Raw genomic sequence first — 20,108 nt, 5'->3', positions numbered from 1 at the left:
TACGAGGAGTCTTTGAAATGCGCATCTCATCACCCCCAAGCATGGCCCGGCGCCACGCACCCACGGCCCTGCTGCTGGCGCTTGCCCTGGCGGGCTGCGGCGGCAGCGGCTCCAACCTCGGCGAGACCGCGCCCCCTCCAGGCGCCGGCAACCCCGGGGCCGGCCAGACCGTCACCTGCAAGGACTACGGCAACCAGGACGTGCAGGTCGAGCCCAAGACCATCACCATCCGCAACAACTCCGAGGGACAAATCTACCCGGTGCTCGCCACCAGCATGAACCTCGACAACAAGTGGGTGCGCGCCTGCCAGCGCACCAACGCCCCCATCTCCACCGGCGCGGTCTACAAGCTCTACGTCAACGACGGCCAGGGTATTCCGCCCGGCTCGGAAGTGACCCTGACGCTGCCGCTCTACAGCGAACTCTCGCCCGGCAAGTACGTCACCTGGTGGAACGGCGGGCGCGTGCTGCTGGCCGACCGCAACAAGCGCCTGCGCGACAGCGGGGACAAGGCGATGGACACGCCCGCCAGCGTGGACTGCAAGGGCACGGGCACCACCTGCAGCCTGAGCACCTACACCAGCCCGGTGCAGTTCCAGGAGGACGTGTTCGCGCAGCTGTCCGAATACACCTTCGGCGACGCCATCACCCCGCCCGGCCAGAGCACGCCCATGCTCAAGCCCGAGAACGTGGGCTACAACATCTCCTACGTCGATCACGTCTACATGCCCGTGGCCATCGGCGTGCGGGGCAACCCCTACATCGGCTACAGCGGCTCGGCCAAGAAGCTGAGCGACTTCCGCGCCACGCTGCGCAGCTTCGTCCAGCCCGGCAGCCTGGGCGAAGGCTGGCCGCTCTACAACATGAGCGAGCTGCGCCTGCCCGGCGGCTACAACATCTTCGCCCAGCGCGGCGGCTACCTGCTGGAAGACCCGGAGGTGCCCGTCAAGCCCGCCGATGGCAAGAACCCGCCCGTGCTGACGGTGCTGAAGTGCCTCGACGGCCAGTGCACCCCCGGCGAGCAGCGCAGCATGCAGTGGGGCCAGGCGGTGCAGAACATCCAGGATCTGTGGGGTTCGTGCGTCGATTGGGGCAGCGAGGACATTTCGCAGTACACCGGCAAGAAGTACCCGGCGGACTGCCCCGCGCCGCAGGCCATGCGTGACGAGATGGCGCTCATCAAGGACTTCTTCGCCCAGAACCACAGGCAGTACCTGGCGATGTACGAGCAGCAGCAGTGCGTGGGCGACCCCGAGGGCTCGCGCAAGATTCCGGCGCACGTGGCCGAGTTCAAGTACTGGGAGGCCATCAAGCACATCTACGGCTGGGTGCCCTTCAACGAAGGCTGCGGCGCGGATGCCAACCAACTGGCCAAGACCACGGTCAACGGCCACGACCACGCCGAAGTGCAGACCCTGTACATCGAAGACCTGCAATACAACTACCGCCAAAGCGCCGTGAAGGCCAACCCCAAGCTGGCCTTCAACCCCTACGTCAAGCTGATCCACGACGACCTGGACATGAGCGCCTACGGCTTCTCGGTCGATGACGCCGTGGGCTTCATGAGCGAGCAGGGCGACGGCCTGGTGTTCACCGTGGGCGGCACCGCGGGGCTGGAAAACGACAAGGCGTTCAACTACGCCGACGGCTTCTCGGTGGGCCTGGGCGTGCCGCAGGAGATCGACGGCAAGCTCAACATCCAGATGATCAAGAAGTACGGCGTGTGCTCGCTGGGCGCAGACCCCGCCGACCCCGGCTGCGACAAGGACAAGCAGGACATGGTGATGCCGGTGGGCCGGCAGGTCGGCGGCTTCCGCGTCGGCACCGTGGCCTCTTACCCGCTGAAGGTGCGCTTCACCGACATGGAGGACAACGTCTACACCGTGCTGGTGAAAGAGAAGTTCGCCAAGTGCACCGGCGCGCTGTCGGCCTGCCCCAGCAACAAGGCGCAGATCGTGGACAAGGCCGCGTGCAGCGTCATCACCCCGCAGGGCGCCAAGCACCCGCAGTCCGACAACTGGTGCCTCAACGCCAACCCCAACCAGGCGCGCGAGAACGATCAGGCCGTGGTCAAGAACCACCTGAGCTATCCGAAGCCGGTGAAGTGGATGCCGTAATCAATTTACAGATGAAAAGTGCCTCCAGCGCTTAACAGACAAGCGCTGGCAGCTATCAAAACAGGAAAATCCAAATGCAACGAGCCCACCCCGCCCGCTGGGCGCTGCTGCCGTCGGCGCTGGCCTGCCTGGCTTTCCTCGCCAGTTGCGGCGGCGGTGACGACTCGCCCAATCCCGCGCCGGGCTATGCCTCGGTCTACCCCGCCCTGGCCCCGCCCCCCGGCCTGGCCGAGGAGGACTTCGAGCGCTACCTGCTGACCGCCGGCAAGGGCACCGCGATCACGCCCGAGACCATCAAATCCCTTTCGGTCGGCTCCGGCATCAACTCGGCCCAGTCCACCTACAACCTGCGCCCCATCTTCAACCTGGGGGCGCTCAGGGAAGACGGCCGCCTGAACGTGGACACCACCCGTTCGCAGCAGAAAACCGCGCTGCGCGTCACCAGCAGCAAGACCGCCAGCACGTCCGCCGACCAGTTCACCCTCGACGTTTCGGCCTCCGGCTCCGTGGGCGGCGAATGGGGCGGCGCCAAGGCCGCGGCCGCCTACCACCATGCCAGCGCCCGGCGCAACACCCAGTCCGACGGCACCGTCAGCGTGCAGATGGTGTCGGCCAACACCAACAACATCGTCTCCATCCTGAGCAGCGGCTTCACCGGCAGCGAGGATTTCGGCAGCTACCTCATCGGCACCGCGAAGCTGACCGACGCACAACTGAGCAGCTACGTCGCCACCACCGAGAGCACGCCCGCCGACGTCTGCGGCGGCAAACCCTACACCACCAGCGTCAAGGTCAGCCAGTACAAGTTTGCCGATAGCGAGCCTTACGCCAACATCCAGATCCTCTCGCGCATGGAGCGCGTGTTCGGCGACCTGAAGGCGCAGTACGAGATGTGCGCCGACGCCTCCATCCGCCCCGTGCTGATGCGCCAGATGACCGAGCTGCGCGGCAAGATCGAGAGCGCCATCGCCGATTTCTACGCCGTCAACGGCGATGCCTTCGTCTCGCAGACCACCTCGATGAACCAGGCCATCGGCAGCGGCCAGCTGTTATTCAGCAGCAAAGACGGCAATACCGAGGCGCAGAACGGTGCCTCGCTGTCGGCCCAGTACCAGACGCTGGCGGGCGGCGTGGGCGGCAGCGCCACCGTGCAGTTCTACAAGCAAAACGGCTGGGCCTCGGCGCTGACCAACGTGCAGGTCTCCGCCGAGGCCAAGCCCGCCGGGGTGGCCGACACCACGGCTTGGGTCGGCAGCATCCAGACCATGCTCCAGAACCAGGGCAGCTCCCTGGTACCGCCCATGGGCAGCCTGCCCAAGGACCCCGGCGTGAAGCTTCCCGACCCGGTCGGCAAAATGCACGACGAGGAAGACCCGCCGAGCACGGCCTTCACCTCCTACGACCAGTGGAAGGAGTACCTGGCCGACAAGAAGAAAGCCGCCCAGGACGCGGAAGAACTGGCGCGCGCGAAAAAGCGGGTGGAGGACCAGCCGCTGATCGTCAACGACGACAAGGCGTTGCTGCAATCCCGCCAGGGCGATGCCTATCTCCAACTCATCGCCGAGCTGGACGACCTCAAGGAGCGTGCCCGGCAGAACCAGCAACTCCAGCACCCGCCGCAGGCGGGCATGGGCGACAACCTGGTGCGCTTCGACAAGATGTTCGTCAGCGGTTTCGAGACGATGCCCTACGACGCCGTCATCCCCCAACTGCGCCCCAACCTGGACATCCCCGGCCTGGACAAGGCCATCGGCAGCTTCCCCAACCTGATGGAAATCATGCTGGTGAGCGAAAAGCTCGGCAAGCTCGACTCGTACCTGGCCTTCCTCGCCAGCATCTCGGTCAGCAACGTCACGCCCCAGATGAGCACGCGCTACCACGAGTTCTTCCAGAAGGCGTCTGCCCGTGCCTACGACTTGGTGGGCCTGGCCCTGAGCCAGGGCACCGACCTGACGCCCGCCGTGCTGGCCGGCTACAAAAAGGCCATGCTCGGCACGACCTCCGCCAAGGCGGAGAGCGAGCTGTACAAGAGTCTGCAGGACATCGACGCCTACAACTACGTGGTGGGCACGCTGCTCGACCCCGCCAGGGGCAAGGCCTGGACCGTCGCGCCCGGCGGCTACATCCCCATGCGCTGGAATCCCGACTTTAGCGGTGGCATGCAACTGGTCACCTGGACCGCGCTGTCGCAGGAGCGCGGCGGGCACCGGGGCAAGGAGGGCGTGGTGGCGATCGATTTCACCAACCCCAACGCCGACCCGCTCACGCTCTACCGCAACGGCATGAAGACCCTGCAAACGCCCTGGTACCCGGTCTATGTCTTCAACCTGAGCAAGGCCCCGACGCTGGTGTTCGTGCAGCACTTCGGGGCCTACCAGGCCATCTACGGCCCCCGGTGGGTAACGCGACCCTTCGATGGGGACACGCCCGTCATCCCGAGCCTGGTGCCCAAATGGCAGGACTACCTGCCGCTGGGCAGCCAGGACATGCGCACCGTCATGACGAACGCCAACAACGACTTTCTGCAGCACATGCGGTGGGATTCCTCGGTGTACTTCCCCAATGCCAGCAACGACCCCGCGCGCCTGCAAAAGTACAACGCGCCCGTGCTCAGACTGCCTTCCGATATCTACGCCGATCAAGTCCCGGCAACCCTCTATTTCGCCGCGCACTCGGCGGCGGTGCTCGACTTCACCAAAGATGAATACGACAACAGCAACATGTCCGATGCCACCTACAGCGCCTTCCGGTGGCCTAACGAGCACACGTGGCGGAACCTGAGCGACGGCCAGTTGGTCGGCGAAACAGGCTCATATACCCTCTTGATGCTGCTGCCGCTGAACGCCACCACCACGGGCGAGAGCCTGAAACAGTCGCTCAACTACGCGCCCGAGCGCACACCGCTGGACGTCGTCACCCCCACCAGCCTCGAACTCGTCAACAAGCTGGCCGTGCTGCTGGAGTGAACCGGCACCCCATCTGATACCGAAACAAAAGCCGATGCAGAGACGCTCACAGCGGATTTCCTCCTTCAAATCCTTCATTGTGTTGGCGCCAACCGGAATTTGAGCCAGTTTTGCGGGTAGTGCCGAAGTAAAAATGAGCCAGGTGTTCAACCTACTCTGCCGCACTTCGACCTGCCCAGCGCCGCATTCGCATGGGTAAGCGGATGGCTGCCAGCCCGGGGACCCGCCAGAGGCCTCTTCGTCGCCGGCGAGCAGGGCCAGCGCGCTGGCCGGATGCACCGGCAAAATGGGCTTCCGAGGCTCCCCGATGCGCCAGCCCGAGCCGGGTGGATCGGCGCCATCGTCGATCCAGGTGAAGTATTCAAGGCGGCCACGGGTCACTCGCTCCAGCGCGATTGCGCCGCCTTCCGGTTGGAACTCGAAGCATCCAGCCAATCGGTTCCAGGCGGCAGGCCGGGGCCGCTGTGGCGCGACGATCCTCTCGCCAGGCCGCAGACCCGCAACCGTGCGCGCGACAAATTCGTGCGCAGCCCTCGACCTTGAAGCGGGCGCGGGAGGCGGCTTGGCGGCGGGCTGGTGATTTAGGCATGCCGCAATGCTCTCATCACGACGGCGCGACCATGCTGGCGCCGGAGCGTGGTCACCCCCCCGCCAACACAAGCAAAGCCAGCGGTGTGGCTAAAGGTGTGGCTAAAACTTTAAATCCGAGCCACCAAAGAAAAAGGACTTAGCCCCTTTCGAAGCTAAGTCCTTGATATAAATGGTCGGCGTGGCGGGATTCGAACTCGCGACCCCTTGCACCCCATGCAAGTGCGCTACCAGGCTGCGCTACACGCCGAACAGAAATAAATTATATACCGGATTTTTCGTCTTTCTGAGAAAGTAGGCCACGAATTTCTTCCAATTCGCTCGCCACCTCTTCCCAGCTCAGCGGCGTGGGCGCCGCGGGCGGCTCCACCGCATGGGCGTCGGCCTGCAGCGAGGCATCGCTGCCGCCGTGCGCATTGCCGCTGAGCAGCTGGTTGCGCGCGCCGCTGATGGTGAAGCCCTGGCCGTACAGCAGCTCGCGGATGCGGCGGATCATCAGCACCTCATGGTGCTGGTAGTAGCGCCGGTTGCCGCGCCGCTTGACGGGTCGCAGCTGGGTGAACTCCTGCTCCCAGTAGCGCAGCACATGCGGCTTCACATCGCACAGCACGGCCACCTCACCGATGGTGAAGTAGCGCTTGGCCGGGATGGGGGGAAGCTGTTGGTCCATGGCGTGGATTGTAGGCAGGCGCCCTGGGCGCCGCACGGCCGAGTATGCCGCCGGGCCCTGCGCCTATTTGTCAAAGCTTGTCAGCCGGTGCCTGCACCGCATCCTTGAGCTTGCCGCTGGCGTGGAAGGTGACGACGCGGCGCGCCTCGATCGGCACCTCTTCGCCGGTGCGCGGGTTGCGCCCCGGGCGGGCCGCCTTCACGCGTACCTGAAAGTTGCCGAAGCTCGACAGCTTCACGTCCTGGCCGTCGATCAGGCTTTGCGAGATCAGGTCGAAGAACGCATCCACCATGTCCTTGGCTTCGCGCTTGTTCAGCCCGATGTTGTCGAACAGCAGGTCCGCCAGCTGTGCCTTGGTCAGCGCTGGCTGCTCCAGGCTTTCTACCGAGAATTCCATCGCGGCTCCTTAGCGCAGGCGGGCATTCACCCGCTGCTTCAGTTGTTCCAATGCCGCCTGCACCGAGCTGTCGATGAGCACCTCGGTCAGGGCGGCGGTATCGCTGGCCAGCGTGAGGCGGATGGCCAGGCTTTTCTCGCCCGCGGCCAGGCCACCAGTCACTTCGCCATCCTTGCCCGGCTTGGGGCGGTAGACGTCGAACAGCAGCGCGCTGCGCAGCGCGCTCTTGCCCGCATCGGCGGCGGATGCCTGCACCGCCTCCATCACCTGCGCATGCGTCACCGCTTCGGCCACGACCACCGCGATGTCGCGCTCCACCGCCTGGTGCTTCGCCACCGAGGTGAATTGCGGCACCGGGCGCTGCAGCACCGCGTCGAGCTCAAGCTCGAACAGCATGGGCGGCTGCGGCAGATCCCAGGACTGGCGCCACTTGGGATGCAGCTCGCCCACATGGCCGATGGCGCGGCCGCCCACGAACACCTGGGCGCAGCGGCCCGGGTGCATGGCCGGGTGCTCGGCGGGCCGGAACTCGGCCGCCAGCGGCGCCAGCAGCGCCTCGACGTCGCCCTTCACATCGAAGAAGTCGGCATTGCGCTCGGCCTCGCCCCATTGCAGCTGGTCTGCCGGGCCATAGGCCAGGCCGGCCACGCGCATGGGCTGATCGAAGCCCTGCACCGTGGTGTCGCTGCTTGGCACCGAGGCATCGCGCAGGAACACGCGGCCCAGCTCGAATGCGCGCACCCGGCCGGCCTTGCGGTCCGCGTTGAACTTCAGCACCTGCAGCAGCGAGCCCAGCAGCGACGAGCGCATCACGCTCAGCTGGCTGGCGATGGGGTTGAGCAGCTTGATCGGGTTGGGGTTGCCGGCCAGCTCGTGCTCCCAGCGCTCTTCGACAAAGCTGAAGTTGATGGTTTCCTGGTAGCCCAGCCCGGCCAGCGCGCGGCGCACCGCGAACTGGCTGCGGCGGCTTTCCGCGCGCAGCTTGGGCGTGATGGGCGCCAGCGGCGGCGTGGTGGGCAGCTGGTCGTAGCCGATGATGCGGATGACCTCTTCGATCAGATCTTCCTCTATCGCCAGATCGAAGCGGTAGCTCGGCGGCGTGACGGTGATGACGCCATCGCCCTCGGTGAGCGACAGGCCCAGGCTGCGCAGCGCATCCACGCATTGCTGCTGGCTCACGCACATGCCGATGACCTTGCTCGCGCGCGCCACGCGCAGTGCGACGGGCTGGATCGCCGGCAGGTTCGGCTGCTGGTCGGTGACCGGGCCGCACTGGGTCTGGGGCGTGCCGCAGATCTGCAGCACCAGCGCGGTGATGCGCTCGATGTGCTCCACGGTGAGCTGCGGGTCCACGCCGCGCTCAAAACGGTGGCCGGCGTCGGTCGAGAAATTGTAGCGGCGCGAGCGGCCGGCGATCGCCTTGGGCCACCAGAAGGCGGCTTCGATGTAGATGTTTTGCGTGGCATCGGACACGGCGGTGGCGTCGCCGCCCATGATGCCGGCCAGCGACTCGACCTCGCGCTCGTCGGCGATCACGCCCACCTGCTCATCGACGCTGACGGTGTTGCCATTGAGCAGCTTGAGCTGCTCGCCGGGCTTGCCCCAGCGCACCTGCAGGCCGCCGTGGATCTTGTCGAGGTCGAAGATGTGCGACGGACGGCCCAGCTCGAACATCACGTAGTTCGAGATGTCGACCAGCGGCGAGACGCTGCGCTGGCCGCAGCGGGCCAGGCGGTCGACCATCCATTGCGGTGTGGCCACCTGGGTGTTCACGCCGCGCACGATGCGGCCCGAAAACCGGCCGCACAGCTCGGGCGCATCGATGCGCACCGGCAGCTGCTCCTGCAGCTGCACCGCGTTGGCGGGAAAGCCCAGCGCCTTGAGCGGCGCGCCGGTCAAGGCCGACACCTCGCGCGCCACGCCGTACACGGAGAGGCAGTGCGCCAGGTCGGGCGTGAGCTTGAGCGTGAACAGCGTGTCGTCCAGATTCAGGTATTCGCGGATGTTCCGGCCCAGCGGCGCGTCGGCAGGCAGCTCCAGCAGGCCGCCGTGGTCGTCGGCGATCTTCAGCTCCTTGGCCGAACACAGCATGCCGTGGCTTTCCACGCCGCGCAGCTTGCCGATCTTGATCTTGAAGGGCTTGCCGTCTTCACCGGGCGGCAGCTCGGCGCCCACGGTGGCGCAAGGCACCTTGATGCCGACGCGGGCGTTGGGCGCGCCGCAGACGATGTTCAGCAGCGCGGGGCCGCCCACATCGACCTGGCACACGCGCAGGCGGTCGGCGTCGGGGTGCTGCACCGCCTCCTTGATCTCGCCGACCACGATGCCGCTGAACGGCGGCGCCACCGGCTGGGTCTCTTCCACCTCCAGGCCAGCCATGGTCAGCACCTCGGCCAGCTGCGCCGTGGAGATTGCGGGGTTGCAGAATTCGCGCAACCAGGATTCGGGGAATTGCATAGTCAGGTTCTCGGGCGTTCGTGCGGATGTTCGTGCGTGTTCTTGGGGCGCATGGCATTCAAAAAAGAGAGCTATCAGCGCTTTCTATTGCTTGTTTTCAGATATAAAACTATTTGAATTCTTTTCTATACAAGCGCTAGCAGCTCACTTTTTTGCATTACTGAAATTGCGACAGAAAGCGCATGTCGCCATCGAAGAACAGGCGCAGATCGTTCACGCCATAGCGCAGCATGGTCAGGCGGTCCGGCCCCATGCCGAAGGCAAAGCCAATGTACTTCTCGGGATCGAGCCCCATGTTGCGCACCACGTTGGGGTGCACCTGGCCCGAGCCCGACACCTCCAGCCAGCGGCCGGCCAGCGGCCCGCTCTGGAACTGGATATCGATCTCGGCCGACGGCTCGGTGAACGGGAAGAAGCTGGGGCGAAAGCGCAGCACCAGGTCGTCCTGCTCGAAGAAGGTCTTGCAGAAATCGGTGAACACCACCTTCAGGTCCTTGAAGCTCACGTTCTCGCCGATCCACAGGCCTTCGCACTGGTGGAACATCGGCGAGTGCGTGGCATCGCTGTCGACGCGGTAGGTGCGGCCCGGCGCGATCACGCGGATCTCGGGCATGGGCTGGCCGGCGTCGATCAGGTGGCGGTACTTCTTGACGTGCTGCACCGCATAGCGCACCTGCATCGGGCTGGTGTGGGTGCGCAGCAGGTTGGGCGCCTGCTCAGTGCCGCCTTCGACGTAGAAGGTATCGTGCATGGAGCGCGCGGGATGGTCTTCCGGCGTGTTCAGCGCGGTGAAGTTGAACCAGTCGGATTCGATCTCGGGACCCTCGGCCACATCGAAGCCCATGGAGCCGAAGATCTGCTCGATGCGCTCCAGCGACAGCGACACCGGGTGCAGGCCGCCCGCGCCGCGGCGGCGGCCCGGCATGCTCACATCCAGCACCTCGGCCTTGAGGTGGGCCTCGAGCTCGGCATCGGCCAGCGCCTGGCGGCGGGCGTTCAGCGCGGCCTCGATGGCCTGCTTGGCCTGGTTGATGGCCGCGCCGCGAGATTTTTTCTCTTCCACGGAAAGCTGCGCCATGCCCTTCATCAGCTCGGTCACGCGGCCCGATTTGCCGAGAAACTGCGCCTTGGCGTTTTCCAGCGCCGCCGGGGTCTGCGCCTGCGCGAACGCCTCGGCAGCGTTTTGAACCAGAGAATCCAACTCGTTCATATCGACTCTTTATCGATTCTTGAAATAAAACATGGGCTAGCGCCTTTTCAAGCCCTAGCCCATGTTGATTGTGCTCCAGCGGCTACCGCCCGGGCAGCAGCCGCCGATCGTGAACTCAGGCAGCCAGCTTGGCCTTCACTTGTTCAACGATGCTGCCGAAGGCAGCCTTGTCGTGCACCGCGAGGTCGGCCAGCATCTTGCGGTCGATCTCGATGGCGGCCTTCTTCAGGCCGTTGGCGAACTGGCTGTAGGTCAGGCCCAGTTCACGGGCTGCGGCATTGATACGGGCGATCCACAGTTGGCGGAACACACGCTTCTTGGTGCGGCGGTCACGGTAGGCGTATTGGCCGGCCTTCATCACCGCCTGCTTGGCGATGCGGAAGACGTTGCCGCGGCGGCCGCGGAAGCCCTTGGCCAGTTTCAGAACCTTCTTGTGACGGGCACGTGCCGTTACACCACGTTTGACGCGAGGCATGAGTTTTCTCCTTGTTCGTCAGTATTACAGGCCAGCCGACGGCAGCATCTGCGCGATGTGACCCATGTTGGTCTCATGCACAGCAACCGCACCGCGCAGGTGACGCTTGTTCTTGGTGGTCTTCTTGGTCAGGATGTGACGCTTGAAAGCTTGGCCGCGCTTGACGGTGCCACCGGGACGAACGCGAAAACGCTTCTTCGCGCTGCTCTTGGTCTTCATTTTGGGCATGTTCATGCTCCTTATGATTTGTGCTCGCGAGGCGTTCGGCCAACCTGGCTGAACTTGAATGGGCCCCGAGCCACTTTTGCAGGCGGACACCAAGGCGGCGCCCACCGAAAAACCGAAAGCGGCCAAAGCCGCTTGTCGGAACTCGCTATTCTAACCGGATATTCAGTTCGCTGCCACCGGCGCCGCGCTGGCGTCGGCTGCCTTGGCGGGCGCAACCTTCTTGCGCGCCGGCGCGATCATCATGATCATCTGGCGGCCTTCGAGCTTGGGGAACTGCTCCACCTGGATGGTGTCAGCCAGCTCGTCGCGGATGCGGTTGAGCAGATCCAGGCCCAGATTCTGGTGCGTGATCTCGCGGCCGCGAAAGCGCAGCGTGACCTTGACCTTGTCGCCCTCTGCCAGGAAGCGGCGGATGTTGCGCATCTTCACGTTGTAGTCGCCGTCATCCGTGCCGGGGCGGAATTTCACTTCCTTGATCTCGATCACGGTCTGCTTCGCCTTGGCCTCGGCCGCCTTCTTCTGCTCCAGGTACTTGAACTTGCCGTAGTCCATCAGGCGCACCACCGGCGGATTCGCGGTGGCGGCGATTTCGACCAGGTCAACATCCAGCTCACCCGCCATGCGCAGGGCTTCCTGCAGGCTCACGATGCCCATGGGCTCGTTGTTGGGACCGGAGAGGCGCACTTCGGGCGCCTGGATCTCACGGTTCAGACGGTGCTTGCGCTCTTCACGGTGGCGGCGATCACGAAATTCAGTAGCTATGGCTTTCACCCTAAAAATAAAAAAGCTACGACAGCGTAGCTGCTAGGCAAGCAGGCACGCTGTCCAAAGCGAGGCGGGAAGACTTAGGCTTTGGAGGCGATGTCCCGGGAGATCAATTCGACGAACTCCCCTACCGACATCACGCCGAGGTCTTTGCCACCCCGGGCGCGCACTGCCACGGCACCAGCTGCCTTCTCCTTGTCGCCGGCGACGAGGATGTAGGGCAGCTTTTGCAACGAATGCTCCCGTATTTTATACGTAATCTTTTCATTACGCAGATCGGTGACCACCCTCAGCTCCTCGTGGGGCAGGGCTTTTCGCAGCTGGGCGGCCACTTGCTTCACGTAGTCGGCCTGCGCATCGGTGATGTTCAGGATCGCCACCTGGGTGGGTGCCAGCCAGGCCGGCAGCGCGCCGGAATGGTGCTCGATCAGGATGCCGATGAAACGCTCCAGGCTGCCCAGGATGGCGCGGTGCAGCATGATCGGGCGGTGGCGCGAGCCGTCTTCGCCGACGAATTCGGCATCCAGCCGCTCGGACAGGTTCGGGTCCACCTGGATGGTGCCGCACTGCCACTGGCGACCGAGCGCATCGCGCAGCGTGTACTCGATCTTGGGGCCGTAAAAAGCCCCTTCACCCGGCAGGTATTCGAACTCGCAGCCCGAGGCGCGCAGGCCCTCGGCCAGCGCGGCTTCGGCCTTGTCCCAGCTTTCATCGGTGCCGATGCGCTTTTCCGGGCGGGTCGAGAGCTTGTACAGGATGTCGGTGAAACCGAAGTCCTGGTAGACCTTTTGCAGCAAGGTGGTGAAGGCCTGCACCTCGGCCTGGATCATGTCCTCGGTGCAAAAGATGTGGCCGTCGTCCTGCGTGAAGCCGCGCACGCGCATGATGCCGTGCAGGCCGCCAGTGGGCTCGTTGCGGTGGCAGGCACCGAACTCGCCATAACGCAGCGGCAGGTCGCGGTAGCTCTTGATGCCCTGCTTGAAGATCAGGATATGGCCGGGGCAGTTCATCGGCTTGAGCGCGTATTCGCGCTTTTCCGACTCGGTGGTGAACATGTTCTCGCGGTACTTGTCCCAGTGGCCGGTCTTCTCCCACAGGCCCTTGTCCAGGATCTGCGGGCCCTTGACCTCCAGGTAGCCGTTGTCGCGGTACACGCGGCGCATGTACTGCTCCACCTGCTGCCAGATGGCCCAGCCCTTGGGGTGCCAGAACACGGTGCCGGGCGAGTGCTCGTCGATGTGGAACAGATCGAGCTCGCGGCCAAGCCTGCGGTGGTCGCGCTTCTCGGCCTCCTCCAGCATGGTCAGGTATTGCTGCAGCTCGTCCTTGCTGGCCCAGGCGGTGCCATAGATGCGCTGCAGCATCTCGTTGCGGTGGTCGCCGCGCCAGTAGGCACCGGCCACCTTCATGAGCTTGAAGAAGCGGAGCTTGCCGGTGCTGGGCACGTGCGGGCCGCGGCACAGGTCTTCGAAGCTGCCCTCGCGGTACAGGCTGACCTCTTCGTTGCTCGGGATGCTGGCGATGATCTCGGCCTTGTAGTCCTCGCCGATACCCTTGAAGTAGGCCACCGCCTCGTCGCGCGGCAGCACGCGGCGCACCACCGGCTCGTCCTTGGCGGCCAGCTCGGCCATCTTCTTCTCGATGGCGGCCAGGTCCTCGGGCGTGAACGGGCGCTTGTAGGCGAAGTCGTAGTAGAAGCCGTTCTCGATCACCGGGCCGATGGTGACCTGCGCCTCGGGAAAGAGCTCCTTGACCGCATAGGCCAGCAGGTGGGCGGTGGAGTGGCGGATCACCTCCAGCCCGTCGGCGTCCTTGGCGGTGACGATGGACAGCGGCGCGTCTTCGCTGATGAGGTAGCTGGTGTCCACCACCTTGGCCGCATCGCCGCGGCCGATCTTGCCGGCGAGCGCCGCCTTGGCCAGGCCGGCGCCGATCGATGCGGCCACCTCGGCCACGGTGACCGGGCCGGGATAGTCGCGCTGGGAGCCATCGGGGAGGGTAATCTGAACCATTTCTTTATCCTGTTGCTATCTTGAATCTGCAAAACCGCACCGGCCAAAAACACAAAGCGCGGAACCAGTCCGCGCTTTGCTCAAGTGAGAGGGAAATTTAAAGCGTGCAGGCGCGAACCTTCGGCCTCAGCGGCCGGACATCCCTGGGGTGCCAGTCGTTCGCGGTGTCATAACCCGTGCTGCCTTTCTCGCTCTTGTGGGGGTGTTGTGGGGTGCTATGGAAATTGGTAAACATCGTTATTTTCCCATATCCGGCGCCGTGCTGCGCTTTCAGGGGCTTGGGCAGGGGCGACAATGGCTGCCGGACCCGACAAAAAACCACTCTTCGCCCATGCGCCGCAGCCCCCGCTCGCAACCATTGCGCCCCACCTGGCCCGCCCTGCTGCTGGCCGCGCTGCTGGCGGCCGGCTGCAGCAGCACGCCGGCGCCGCACGGCAAGCTGCCCGAGCACGACATGGAGGGCAAGGAATGGGGCCAGTCCGACGTCAACCGCGTGGCCACGCTGGGCATGCAGGCCAATCTGCAAAGCCTGTACCGGCTGATGGAAAAGCTCTACCGCCGCAATCCGCAGGAATGGAAAAAAGGCGGCTTCGCCAGCCGCGACGAGGCAATGAAGGCAGTGCGCAGCGCCATCGAGGCCGGCCAGCCCTGGCCGGAACTGTTGGATCAGCGCGACATCCAGGGCATGAGCATGTCGCTGGCGCCGCAGTTCGCCGGCGACCGCGTCGCCGCCTTTATCTACTCCACCGCCGACATGCTGATCACCGCGCATGGCGGACGCACCACCTTCTACCTGATTCACGGGCTGGACGCCCAGGCGCTGTACAACGCCGGGCGCAACCTCGAGATCGCGAACTGGATGCTCACGCACCGCACCCAGCCCAATGGCCAGCCGCTGCTGCTGACCAACGAGATCACGCCGCAGGACCGCAACCTGAGCTTCGAGCGCGAGTTCGGCAAGATGATCGCCCGCGTCGACCTTCTGGCCGAGGTGGTGTCCGAGAAATACCGCCGCGCGGTGATCGGCTATGTGCAGAACCTGGCGGGCGGCACCTTCCTGCAGTTCCTGCCGGTGCAGGCCATCGCGCACTAGCCGGGCACTAGCCAGGCATCAGCCAAATACGCAAAAAAATGCGGCCACGAAGGCCGCATTTTTGTCATGCCGGGCGCGCCGGGATCAGTGGAACTGCTCTTCCTCGGTGGAGCCGGTCAGCGCCTTCACGCTGGAGGAGCCGCCCTGGATCACGGTGGTCACGTCGTCGAAGTAGCCTGCGCCCACTTCCTGCTGGTGCGACACGAAGGTGTAGCCTTGCTCGCGGGCCGCGAATTCGGGCTCCTGGATCATCTCCACATAGTGGCGCATACCTTCGCCGCCAGCGTATGCATGGGCAAACTTGAAGGTGTTGTACCAGTTGCTGTGGATACCGGCCAGCGTGATGAACTGGTACTTGTAGCCCAGCGCGGACAAGTCTTCCTGGAACGAGGCGATCTGCTTGTCGTCCAGATTCTTGCGCCAGTTGAACGAGGGCGAGCAGTTGTACGACAGCAGCTTGCCAGGGCAGGCGGCATGCACGGCCTGGGCGAATTCGCGGGCGAAGCCGATGTCCGGCACGCCGGTCTCGCACCACACCAGATCGGCATAGGGCGCGTAGGCCACGCCGCGGCTGATGGCCTGCTCCAGGCCATTCTTCACGCGGTAGAAGCCTTCTTGCGTGCGCTCGCCGGTCAGGAAAGGCTTGTCGTTGGCGTCATGGTCGCTGGTGATCAGGTTGGCTGCCTCGGCATCGGTGCGGGCCAGCACGATGGTGGGCACGCCCATCACGTCGGCGGCGAAGCGCGCGGCGATCAGCTTCTCGCAGGCTTCCTGCGTGGGCACCAGCACCTTGCCGCCCATGTGGCCGCACTTCTTCACAGCGGCCAGCTGGTCCTCGAAGTGCACGCCGGCAGCGCCCGAGGCGATCATGTTCTTCATCAGCTCGAAGGCGTTCAGCACGCCGCCGAAACCGGCTTCCGCATCGGCCACGATGGGCAGGAAGTAGTCGATGAACTCCTTGTCGCCGGGGTTCACGCCGCGGCCCCACTGGATTTCGTCGGCACGCTTGAAGGTGTTGTTGATGCGGCGCACCATGGTCGGCACCGAGTCATAGGCGTACAGCGACTGGTCGGGGTACATGGTTTCGCTGGTGTTGCCGTCGGCTGCCACCTGCCAGCCCGACAGGTACACCGCCTCCAGGCCCGCCTTGGCCTGCTGCATGGCCTGGCCGGCGGTGATCGCGCCGAAGGCGTTCACATAGCCCTTCTTGGCGCCGCCGTTGATCTTCTCCCACAGCTTTTCGGCGCCGCGCTGCGCCAACGTGTACTCAGGCTGCAGGCTGCCGCGCAGGCGCACCACGTCGGCCGCGCTGTAGCCGCGCTTGACGCCCTTCCAGCGAGGGTTTTGCGCCCAGTCCTTTTCAAGGGCTGCAATCTGTTGTTCACGGCTGAGTTGCTCTTTGATCGATTGAGGCATATGGAACTCCTGTGGGTGATACGAAACTTGCTGGGAACATCGCTGCGGTGCAGCGCTTGTCCTTGGGCTCTACTGTAGCCGGGTTGGCCGCGCATTCTTTGTCTTATGTCTTATATAAGACTAAATTTTTATTATTTAAAATCAATGATATAAAAACAAAATACTGCAATATGAAAATCATTTTCTCATATTGAGAAAATTTGCGGCGATGCAACAATGTCATTTCCCACAATGCGGATTTCATTTTTCCATCATGAGAACACCGCCCATCATCGCATGCCGGCGCGGCAAGCCCTACACTCTGGCTCGGCCATGACCGCCATGCGCGGCGCGCCCTTTTCCATGACCCCTCCTTCCCGGCCGGTGGCCTACCTCTTCCTGGCCCTCAGCATGTCGCTGGTGGGCTGCTATGTGGCGCTGTCCAAGCCGCTGGCGGCGGCACTGCCGGTGCTGCTGCTGGCCTGGATGCGTTTTGGCATCGGCGTGGTCGGCATGGCGCGCTGGCTCAAGCGCCCCGCCGGCGAGGCGCCGCTGACGCGGCAGGCCCGCGGCCTGCTGTTCCTGGAATCGTTCTTCGGCAACTTCCTGTTCACCATCTGCATGATCACCGGCGTGAGCATGACAGGCGCGGTGGCGGCCAGCGTGACCATGTCGGCCATTCCCGCCGCGATCGCGCTGCTGAGCTGGCTGCTGCTCAAGGAACGCATATCGGCGCGCATAGCGCTGGCGATCGGGCTGGCCGTGCTCGGCATTGCGCTGTTCGCGCTGGCCAAGCCCGGCAACCATGGCGCACCGGCCGACGGCACCGCGCACCAGGGCAGCGCCCTGGGCCAGCTGCTGCTGGTTGCCGCGGTGCTGTGCGAGGCCAGCTATGCCGTCATCGGCAAGAAGCTGACCGCCAGCGTCAGCCCCAAGCGGATCGCCGCGCTGATCAACCTCTGGGGTTTCGTGCTGACCACGCCGTTCGGCCTGTACCTGGCCTGGCATTTCGACTTCGCGGCGGTCGCGCCGCCGCTGTGGCTGCTGCTGCTGTTCTATTCGCTGGCCGCCTGCATATGGAGCGTGTGGCTATGGATGACCGGCCTGCGCTCGGTACCGGCCGCGCAAAGCGGCATCTTCACCGTGATGCTGCCCATCAGCACCGCGCTGGTGGGCGTGGCGGTGCTGGGCGAATCGCTCAACCGCTACCAGCTGCTGGCCTTCGGCATTGCGCTGTCCAGCCTGGTGCTGGCCACGCTGCCATTGCAGTGGCTGCAGCGCCGCCCCTGATCAGAGCAGCGGCTTGCGGCTGACCACCATGCCGTCGGCATCGGCGTAGAGCCAGTCGCCGGGGTGGATCCACAGCCCCTGGATCTGCACCGGCACATCGCGCAGCCCCACGCCGCGCTTTTCTGTGGGCAGCGGCATCAGCCCGAGTGCGCGGATGCCGATGTCGCAGGCCTGCAGCTCGGCCACGTCGCGCACGCAGCCGTTGACCACGATGCCGCTCCAGCCGTTTTTCACCGCCGACACCGCGATGTTGCCGCCCACCAGCGCGCGGCGCAGCGAGCCGCCCCCATCCACCACCAGCACCCGCCCCTCGCCGGGCGTGGCCAGGGCCTCGCGCACGCGGGAATTGTCCTCGTGGCACTGCACCGTGCTCACCGGCCCGCAGAAGGCACTGCGCAGGCCCCAGTGCAGGAACAGTGGCGGCAACGCCTGGAAATCGGGGCCCACCTGGGCCAGCTGGGCATCGCAAAGATCGCAGGTGCTGAAATTCGCAGCGGTGTTCGGGCTCGTCATGCGGTACTCCTCGGTAACGGTGCCGCAGATCATAGGGGCAAAGCACCACAGGCAGCGGGGATACGCCGCCCGCCCGCCACAGCGGCGCCTGGCGCATAGTCAGCGGCAAACCACGGATAAGAATCAATAGCTTGCAACCCGCTTTCGGGCGCTGCCATCCGACAACAATGGTTATCAGGCCGCCAGGCGCAACATTTCGAGGGAAAAAAAACGCCGCCCCTCCTTGGAAACCCTGGTATTTGACGGTAGCATGCGTTCACCCAAGCGGAGGGACCTCCACCTGGCGAGACAACTGTTCACAAGGAATCTGACCTATGGCAACTGCATCCAAGACCACTGCTCCCGCTAAAAAGCGCACCCCGAACGCCGCCTTCATGAAGCCGCTGACCCCCAGCCCCGCGCTGGCAGCCGTGGTCGGCTCTGCGCCACTGCCCCGCACCGAGATCATCAGCAAGCTGTGGACCTACATCAAGGCCCACAACCTGCAGGACGCCGCCAACAAGCGCATGATCAACGCCGACGCCAAGCTCAAGGAAGTCTTCGGCAAGCCCCAGGTCTCGATGTTCGAGATGGCCGGCCTGATCGGTAAGCACGTCAAGTAAGCTTCGAGCAAGCCGCGGCGCGCATAGTGCCGCAGGCGCCGCTCCCCTGCAGCTGGCTGATGCCAGCTTTTTTTATGGCCGCACGGCCAGGTTTGTTGCGGAATTGCGTCAAATCAAACGCGAATTGTTATCACTTCGCTTATGATTGCAACCGCACAATGACCATCACCCAAGGCCGCCTGGCTTTCAGCCAGGCGGCCTGTGCACTCATAGACCCCGCAACCCCAGCGCACCTTCGGCGAATTTCCATCCTTCGAGCACCGCAGCCCATTGCGCACAGGGGCCGATTGCCGGTATCGCCCACGGAGTTCCAGCCCCAAGCGGGACTCCATTTTGATAGCTGCTCGCGCTTGCCCAGCCTCACACCTGGTATAGATTTCATAGAAATCCCATATGCACCAAGCGCGAGCAGCTCCTTTTTCCGGAGTACCGCGGCCACCGCCTTTGCTCTGCCAGCGCATCGCGCCAGGCAGGTTGCCAGTACTCGCTGGGTTTCAATAGCCCAGATCGCAAGATAGCTATTGCAAATGCGAAAAATTCTTATTTATAATGGCGGCATCGTAATTCACCAGCCAGCCAACGCTGCTTGACCCGCCATGATCGTCTGTGTCTGCCGCCGTGTCTCTGACCGCGAGATTGCACGCCACGCGCATGCCGGGATGACGTTCGACGAAATCCAGTTCGAGCTGGGCGTAGGCCTGCAGTGCGGATGCTGCGAGGGCTGTGCCCGCGACGTGGTCGAACAATGCAGCGCATCGCGCCCGGTGGCCGCCTTGCACAACGAGGCCCAGGCCACTCAGCAGCCGATCCAGCTTGCCAAAGTCATCACTGAAAGCAAAGCATGGAACTCTTCGTCGCGCTTGTTGGCAGCCTGATCATGGTGGCCGTTTCCGCCTGGTGGATATTTCAAAAATAAGCCAAGGATGCCGTTTACGGACGAAGGAATCGCTCCTTCGCTCCCATCTTCCCCATGTCCCAACTTGATCGTTTTGCCCCGCAGGACACTGCCGGTCGCAATCTGGCTGTCGCCGCCTCGGTGCTGACGCTCCATGTGGCCGGCCTCTGGGCCCTGCAATCGGGCCTGCTCAAAAGCAACGCGACTCAGCTGCCACAGCCCAAGCCAGTGATGGTGGAGCTGATTGCGCCCGAGCCGCCCAAGCTGGAGCCGCCACCGCCGCCGCCAGCCCCCAAACCGCCGAAGCCGCAGCCTGCGCCGCCCAAGCCGGAGCCCAAGCGCACGCCGCCACCGCCCAGGCCCGTGGCGGTCGCCAAGGCGCCGCCCGCGCCGAGCGCGCCCGTGGGCGTGACCGAGCCGCAGCCGCCCGCACCG

At 64.5% G+C, this 20,108-nt stretch carries 18 protein-coding genes, 1 tRNA gene and 1 pseudogene; 7 read left to right on the top strand and 13 right to left on the bottom strand.

Translation table 11 applies throughout. The annotated features are described in order from the left end of the window. Positions 1–17: 17 nt before the first annotated feature. Together ACODRX_RS18985 and ACODRX_RS18980 are read left to right on the top strand one after the other, a co-directional pair. Positions 18–2,117, top strand: coding sequence for a hypothetical protein (locus ACODRX_RS18985; protein WP_488873094.1), 2,100 nt, complete (start codon positions 18–20; stop codon positions 2,115–2,117). Positions 2,118–2,191: 74 nt separating this feature from the next. After that, positions 2,192–5,083 (top strand): hypothetical protein, encoded by a 2,892-nt coding sequence (locus ACODRX_RS18980; RefSeq protein ID WP_488873093.1) that lies wholly within the window; start codon positions 2,192–2,194, stop codon positions 5,081–5,083. 761 nt (positions 5,084–5,844) lie between these two features. On the opposite strand, the gene ACODRX_RS18975 is transcribed toward ACODRX_RS18980, so the two are convergent. The 9 genes from ACODRX_RS18975 to thrS form a co-directional block, all read right to left on the bottom strand. Further along, a tRNA-Pro gene (locus tag ACODRX_RS18975) sits at positions 5,845–5,921 on the bottom strand. A 12-nt stretch (positions 5,922–5,933) separates the two neighbouring features. After that, entirely contained in the window at positions 5,934–6,341 is a 408-nt protein-coding gene (locus ACODRX_RS18970) for a MerR family transcriptional regulator (protein ID WP_488873092.1), read from the bottom strand. A gap of 70 nt (positions 6,342–6,411) precedes the next feature. Continuing rightward, positions 6,412–6,738, bottom strand: coding sequence for an integration host factor subunit alpha (locus tag ACODRX_RS18965; RefSeq protein WP_488873091.1), 327 nt, complete (start codon positions 6,736–6,738; stop codon positions 6,412–6,414). A gap of 9 nt (positions 6,739–6,747) precedes the next feature. Continuing rightward, positions 6,748–9,195 carry a phenylalanine--tRNA ligase subunit beta gene (gene pheT / locus ACODRX_RS18960; RefSeq protein ID WP_488873090.1) on the bottom strand — a complete coding sequence of 816 codons (2,448 nt, stop codon included), beginning with the start codon at positions 9,193–9,195 and terminating at the stop codon, positions 6,748–6,750. Positions 9,196–9,352: 157 nt separating this feature from the next. Continuing rightward, on the bottom strand, positions 9,353–10,405 hold the full coding sequence (gene pheS, locus ACODRX_RS18955; protein ID WP_488873089.1) for a phenylalanine--tRNA ligase subunit alpha: 1,053 nt from the start codon (positions 10,403–10,405) through the stop codon (positions 9,353–9,355). A 115-nt stretch (positions 10,406–10,520) separates the two neighbouring features. Then, positions 10,521–10,880: a 50S ribosomal protein L20 gene (gene rplT, locus ACODRX_RS18950; protein WP_460480175.1), complete on the bottom strand. Its 360-nt coding sequence runs from the start codon at positions 10,878–10,880 to the stop codon at positions 10,521–10,523. Between the two features lie 24 nt (positions 10,881–10,904). Continuing rightward, positions 10,905–11,108 (bottom strand): 50S ribosomal protein L35, encoded by a 204-nt coding sequence (gene rpmI / locus ACODRX_RS18945; RefSeq protein WP_488873088.1) that lies wholly within the window; start codon positions 11,106–11,108, stop codon positions 10,905–10,907. A 162-nt stretch (positions 11,109–11,270) separates the two neighbouring features. Further along, complete coding sequence (gene infC, locus ACODRX_RS18940; protein WP_488873087.1) at positions 11,271–11,879, bottom strand: translation initiation factor IF-3; 609 nt, start codon at positions 11,877–11,879, stop codon at positions 11,271–11,273. Between the two features lie 74 nt (positions 11,880–11,953). Continuing rightward, positions 11,954–13,885 (bottom strand): threonine--tRNA ligase, encoded by a 1,932-nt coding sequence (gene thrS, locus ACODRX_RS18935; protein ID WP_488873086.1) that lies wholly within the window; start codon positions 13,883–13,885, stop codon positions 11,954–11,956. Between the two features lie 331 nt (positions 13,886–14,216). Here thrS and ACODRX_RS18930 point away from each other — a divergent pair, with 331 nt between their 5' ends. Continuing rightward, positions 14,217–14,978, top strand: a complete 762-nt coding sequence (locus ACODRX_RS18930; RefSeq protein ID WP_488873085.1) for a hypothetical protein — start codon at positions 14,217–14,219, stop codon at positions 14,976–14,978. 84 nt (positions 14,979–15,062) lie between these two features. Here the strand turns inward: ACODRX_RS18930 and aceA are convergent, their stop codons facing one another. Next, a complete protein-coding gene (gene aceA / locus ACODRX_RS18925; RefSeq protein WP_488873084.1) occupies positions 15,063–16,394 on the bottom strand; it encodes an isocitrate lyase in 1,332 nt (443 codons plus the stop codon). A gap of 342 nt (positions 16,395–16,736) precedes the next feature. Between aceA and ACODRX_RS18920 the strand changes: the two genes are divergently transcribed. Beyond that, on the top strand, positions 16,737–17,663 hold the full coding sequence (locus ACODRX_RS18920; protein WP_488873083.1) for a DMT family transporter: 927 nt from the start codon (positions 16,737–16,739) through the stop codon (positions 17,661–17,663). On the opposite strand, the gene rraA is transcribed toward ACODRX_RS18920, so the two are convergent. Continuing rightward, complete coding sequence (rraA, locus tag ACODRX_RS18915; protein WP_488873082.1) at positions 17,664–18,176, bottom strand: ribonuclease E activity regulator RraA; 513 nt, start codon at positions 18,174–18,176, stop codon at positions 17,664–17,666. A gap of 314 nt (positions 18,177–18,490) precedes the next feature. Here rraA and ACODRX_RS18910 point away from each other — a divergent pair, with 314 nt between their 5' ends. Beyond that, positions 18,491–18,778 carry an SWIB/MDM2 domain-containing protein gene (locus ACODRX_RS18910; RefSeq protein ID WP_488873081.1) on the top strand — a complete coding sequence of 96 codons (288 nt, stop codon included), beginning with the start codon at positions 18,491–18,493 and terminating at the stop codon, positions 18,776–18,778. A 518-nt stretch (positions 18,779–19,296) separates the two neighbouring features. Here the strand turns inward: ACODRX_RS18910 and ACODRX_RS18905 are convergent. Beyond that, positions 19,297–19,524, bottom strand: coding sequence for a hypothetical protein (locus ACODRX_RS18905; protein ID WP_488873134.1), 228 nt, complete (start codon positions 19,522–19,524; stop codon positions 19,297–19,299). Here ACODRX_RS18905 and ACODRX_RS18900 point away from each other — a divergent pair. Further along, positions 19,414–19,653 carry a (2Fe-2S)-binding protein gene (locus tag ACODRX_RS18900; RefSeq protein WP_488873130.1) on the top strand — a complete coding sequence of 80 codons (240 nt, stop codon included), beginning with the start codon at positions 19,414–19,416 and terminating at the stop codon, positions 19,651–19,653. The genes ACODRX_RS18905 and ACODRX_RS18900 overlap by 111 nt on opposite strands. Here ACODRX_RS18900 and ACODRX_RS18895 read toward each other — a convergent pair. Next, the gene (locus ACODRX_RS18895; RefSeq protein WP_488873133.1) at positions 19,575–19,829 is read right to left on the bottom strand and encodes a hypothetical protein; all 255 of its coding nucleotides are present in this window, start codon (positions 19,827–19,829) and stop codon (positions 19,575–19,577) included. The genes ACODRX_RS18900 and ACODRX_RS18895 overlap by 79 nt on opposite strands. Here ACODRX_RS18895 and ACODRX_RS18890 point away from each other — a divergent pair. Further along, a pseudogene (locus tag ACODRX_RS18890) lies at positions 19,749–20,108 on the top strand (energy transducer TonB); the annotation flags it as partial. The gene ACODRX_RS18895 and the pseudogene ACODRX_RS18890 overlap by 81 nt on opposite strands.

The organism is Comamonas sp. FG99, from assembly GCF_057808605.1.
This window is presented reverse-complemented; position numbering and strand designations above follow the sequence as displayed.

Excerpts from the sequence above, each read along its gene's own strand:
- rplT (WP_460480175.1), bottom strand. The coding sequence starts at position 10,880 with ATGCCTCGCGTCAAACGTGGTGTAACGGCACGTGCCCGTCACAAGAAG.
- ACODRX_RS18980 (WP_488873093.1), top strand. The coding sequence starts at position 2,192 with ATGCAACGAGCCCACCCCGCCCGCTGGGCGCTGCTGCCGTCGGCGCTG.
- rpmI (WP_488873088.1), bottom strand. The coding sequence starts at position 11,108 with ATGCCCAAAATGAAGACCAAGAGCAGCGCGAAGAAGCGTTTTCGCGTT.
- aceA (WP_488873084.1), bottom strand. The coding sequence starts at position 16,394 with ATGCCTCAATCGATCAAAGAGCAACTCAGCCGTGAACAACAGATTGCA.
- ACODRX_RS18895 (WP_488873133.1), bottom strand. The coding sequence starts at position 19,829 with ATGGAGCGTCAGCACCGAGGCGGCGACAGCCAGATTGCGACCGGCAGT.
- pheT (WP_488873090.1), bottom strand. The coding sequence starts at position 9,195 with ATGCAATTCCCCGAATCCTGGTTGCGCGAATTCTGCAACCCCGCAATC.
- rraA (WP_488873082.1), bottom strand. The coding sequence starts at position 18,176 with ATGACGAGCCCGAACACCGCTGCGAATTTCAGCACCTGCGATCTTTGC.
- ACODRX_RS18970 (WP_488873092.1), bottom strand. The coding sequence starts at position 6,341 with ATGGACCAACAGCTTCCCCCCATCCCGGCCAAGCGCTACTTCACCATC.
- ACODRX_RS18965 (WP_488873091.1), bottom strand. The coding sequence starts at position 6,738 with ATGGAATTCTCGGTAGAAAGCCTGGAGCAGCCAGCGCTGACCAAGGCA.
- thrS (WP_488873086.1), bottom strand. The coding sequence starts at position 13,885 with ATGGTTCAGATTACCCTCCCCGATGGCTCCCAGCGCGACTATCCCGGC.
- ACODRX_RS18920 (WP_488873083.1), top strand. The coding sequence starts at position 16,737 with ATGACCCCTCCTTCCCGGCCGGTGGCCTACCTCTTCCTGGCCCTCAGC.
- ACODRX_RS18985 (WP_488873094.1), top strand. The coding sequence starts at position 18 with ATGCGCATCTCATCACCCCCAAGCATGGCCCGGCGCCACGCACCCACG.
- ACODRX_RS18930 (WP_488873085.1), top strand. The coding sequence starts at position 14,217 with ATGCGCCGCAGCCCCCGCTCGCAACCATTGCGCCCCACCTGGCCCGCC.
- ACODRX_RS18910 (WP_488873081.1), top strand. The coding sequence starts at position 18,491 with ATGGCAACTGCATCCAAGACCACTGCTCCCGCTAAAAAGCGCACCCCG.
- pheS (WP_488873089.1), bottom strand. The coding sequence starts at position 10,405 with ATGAACGAGTTGGATTCTCTGGTTCAAAACGCTGCCGAGGCGTTCGCG.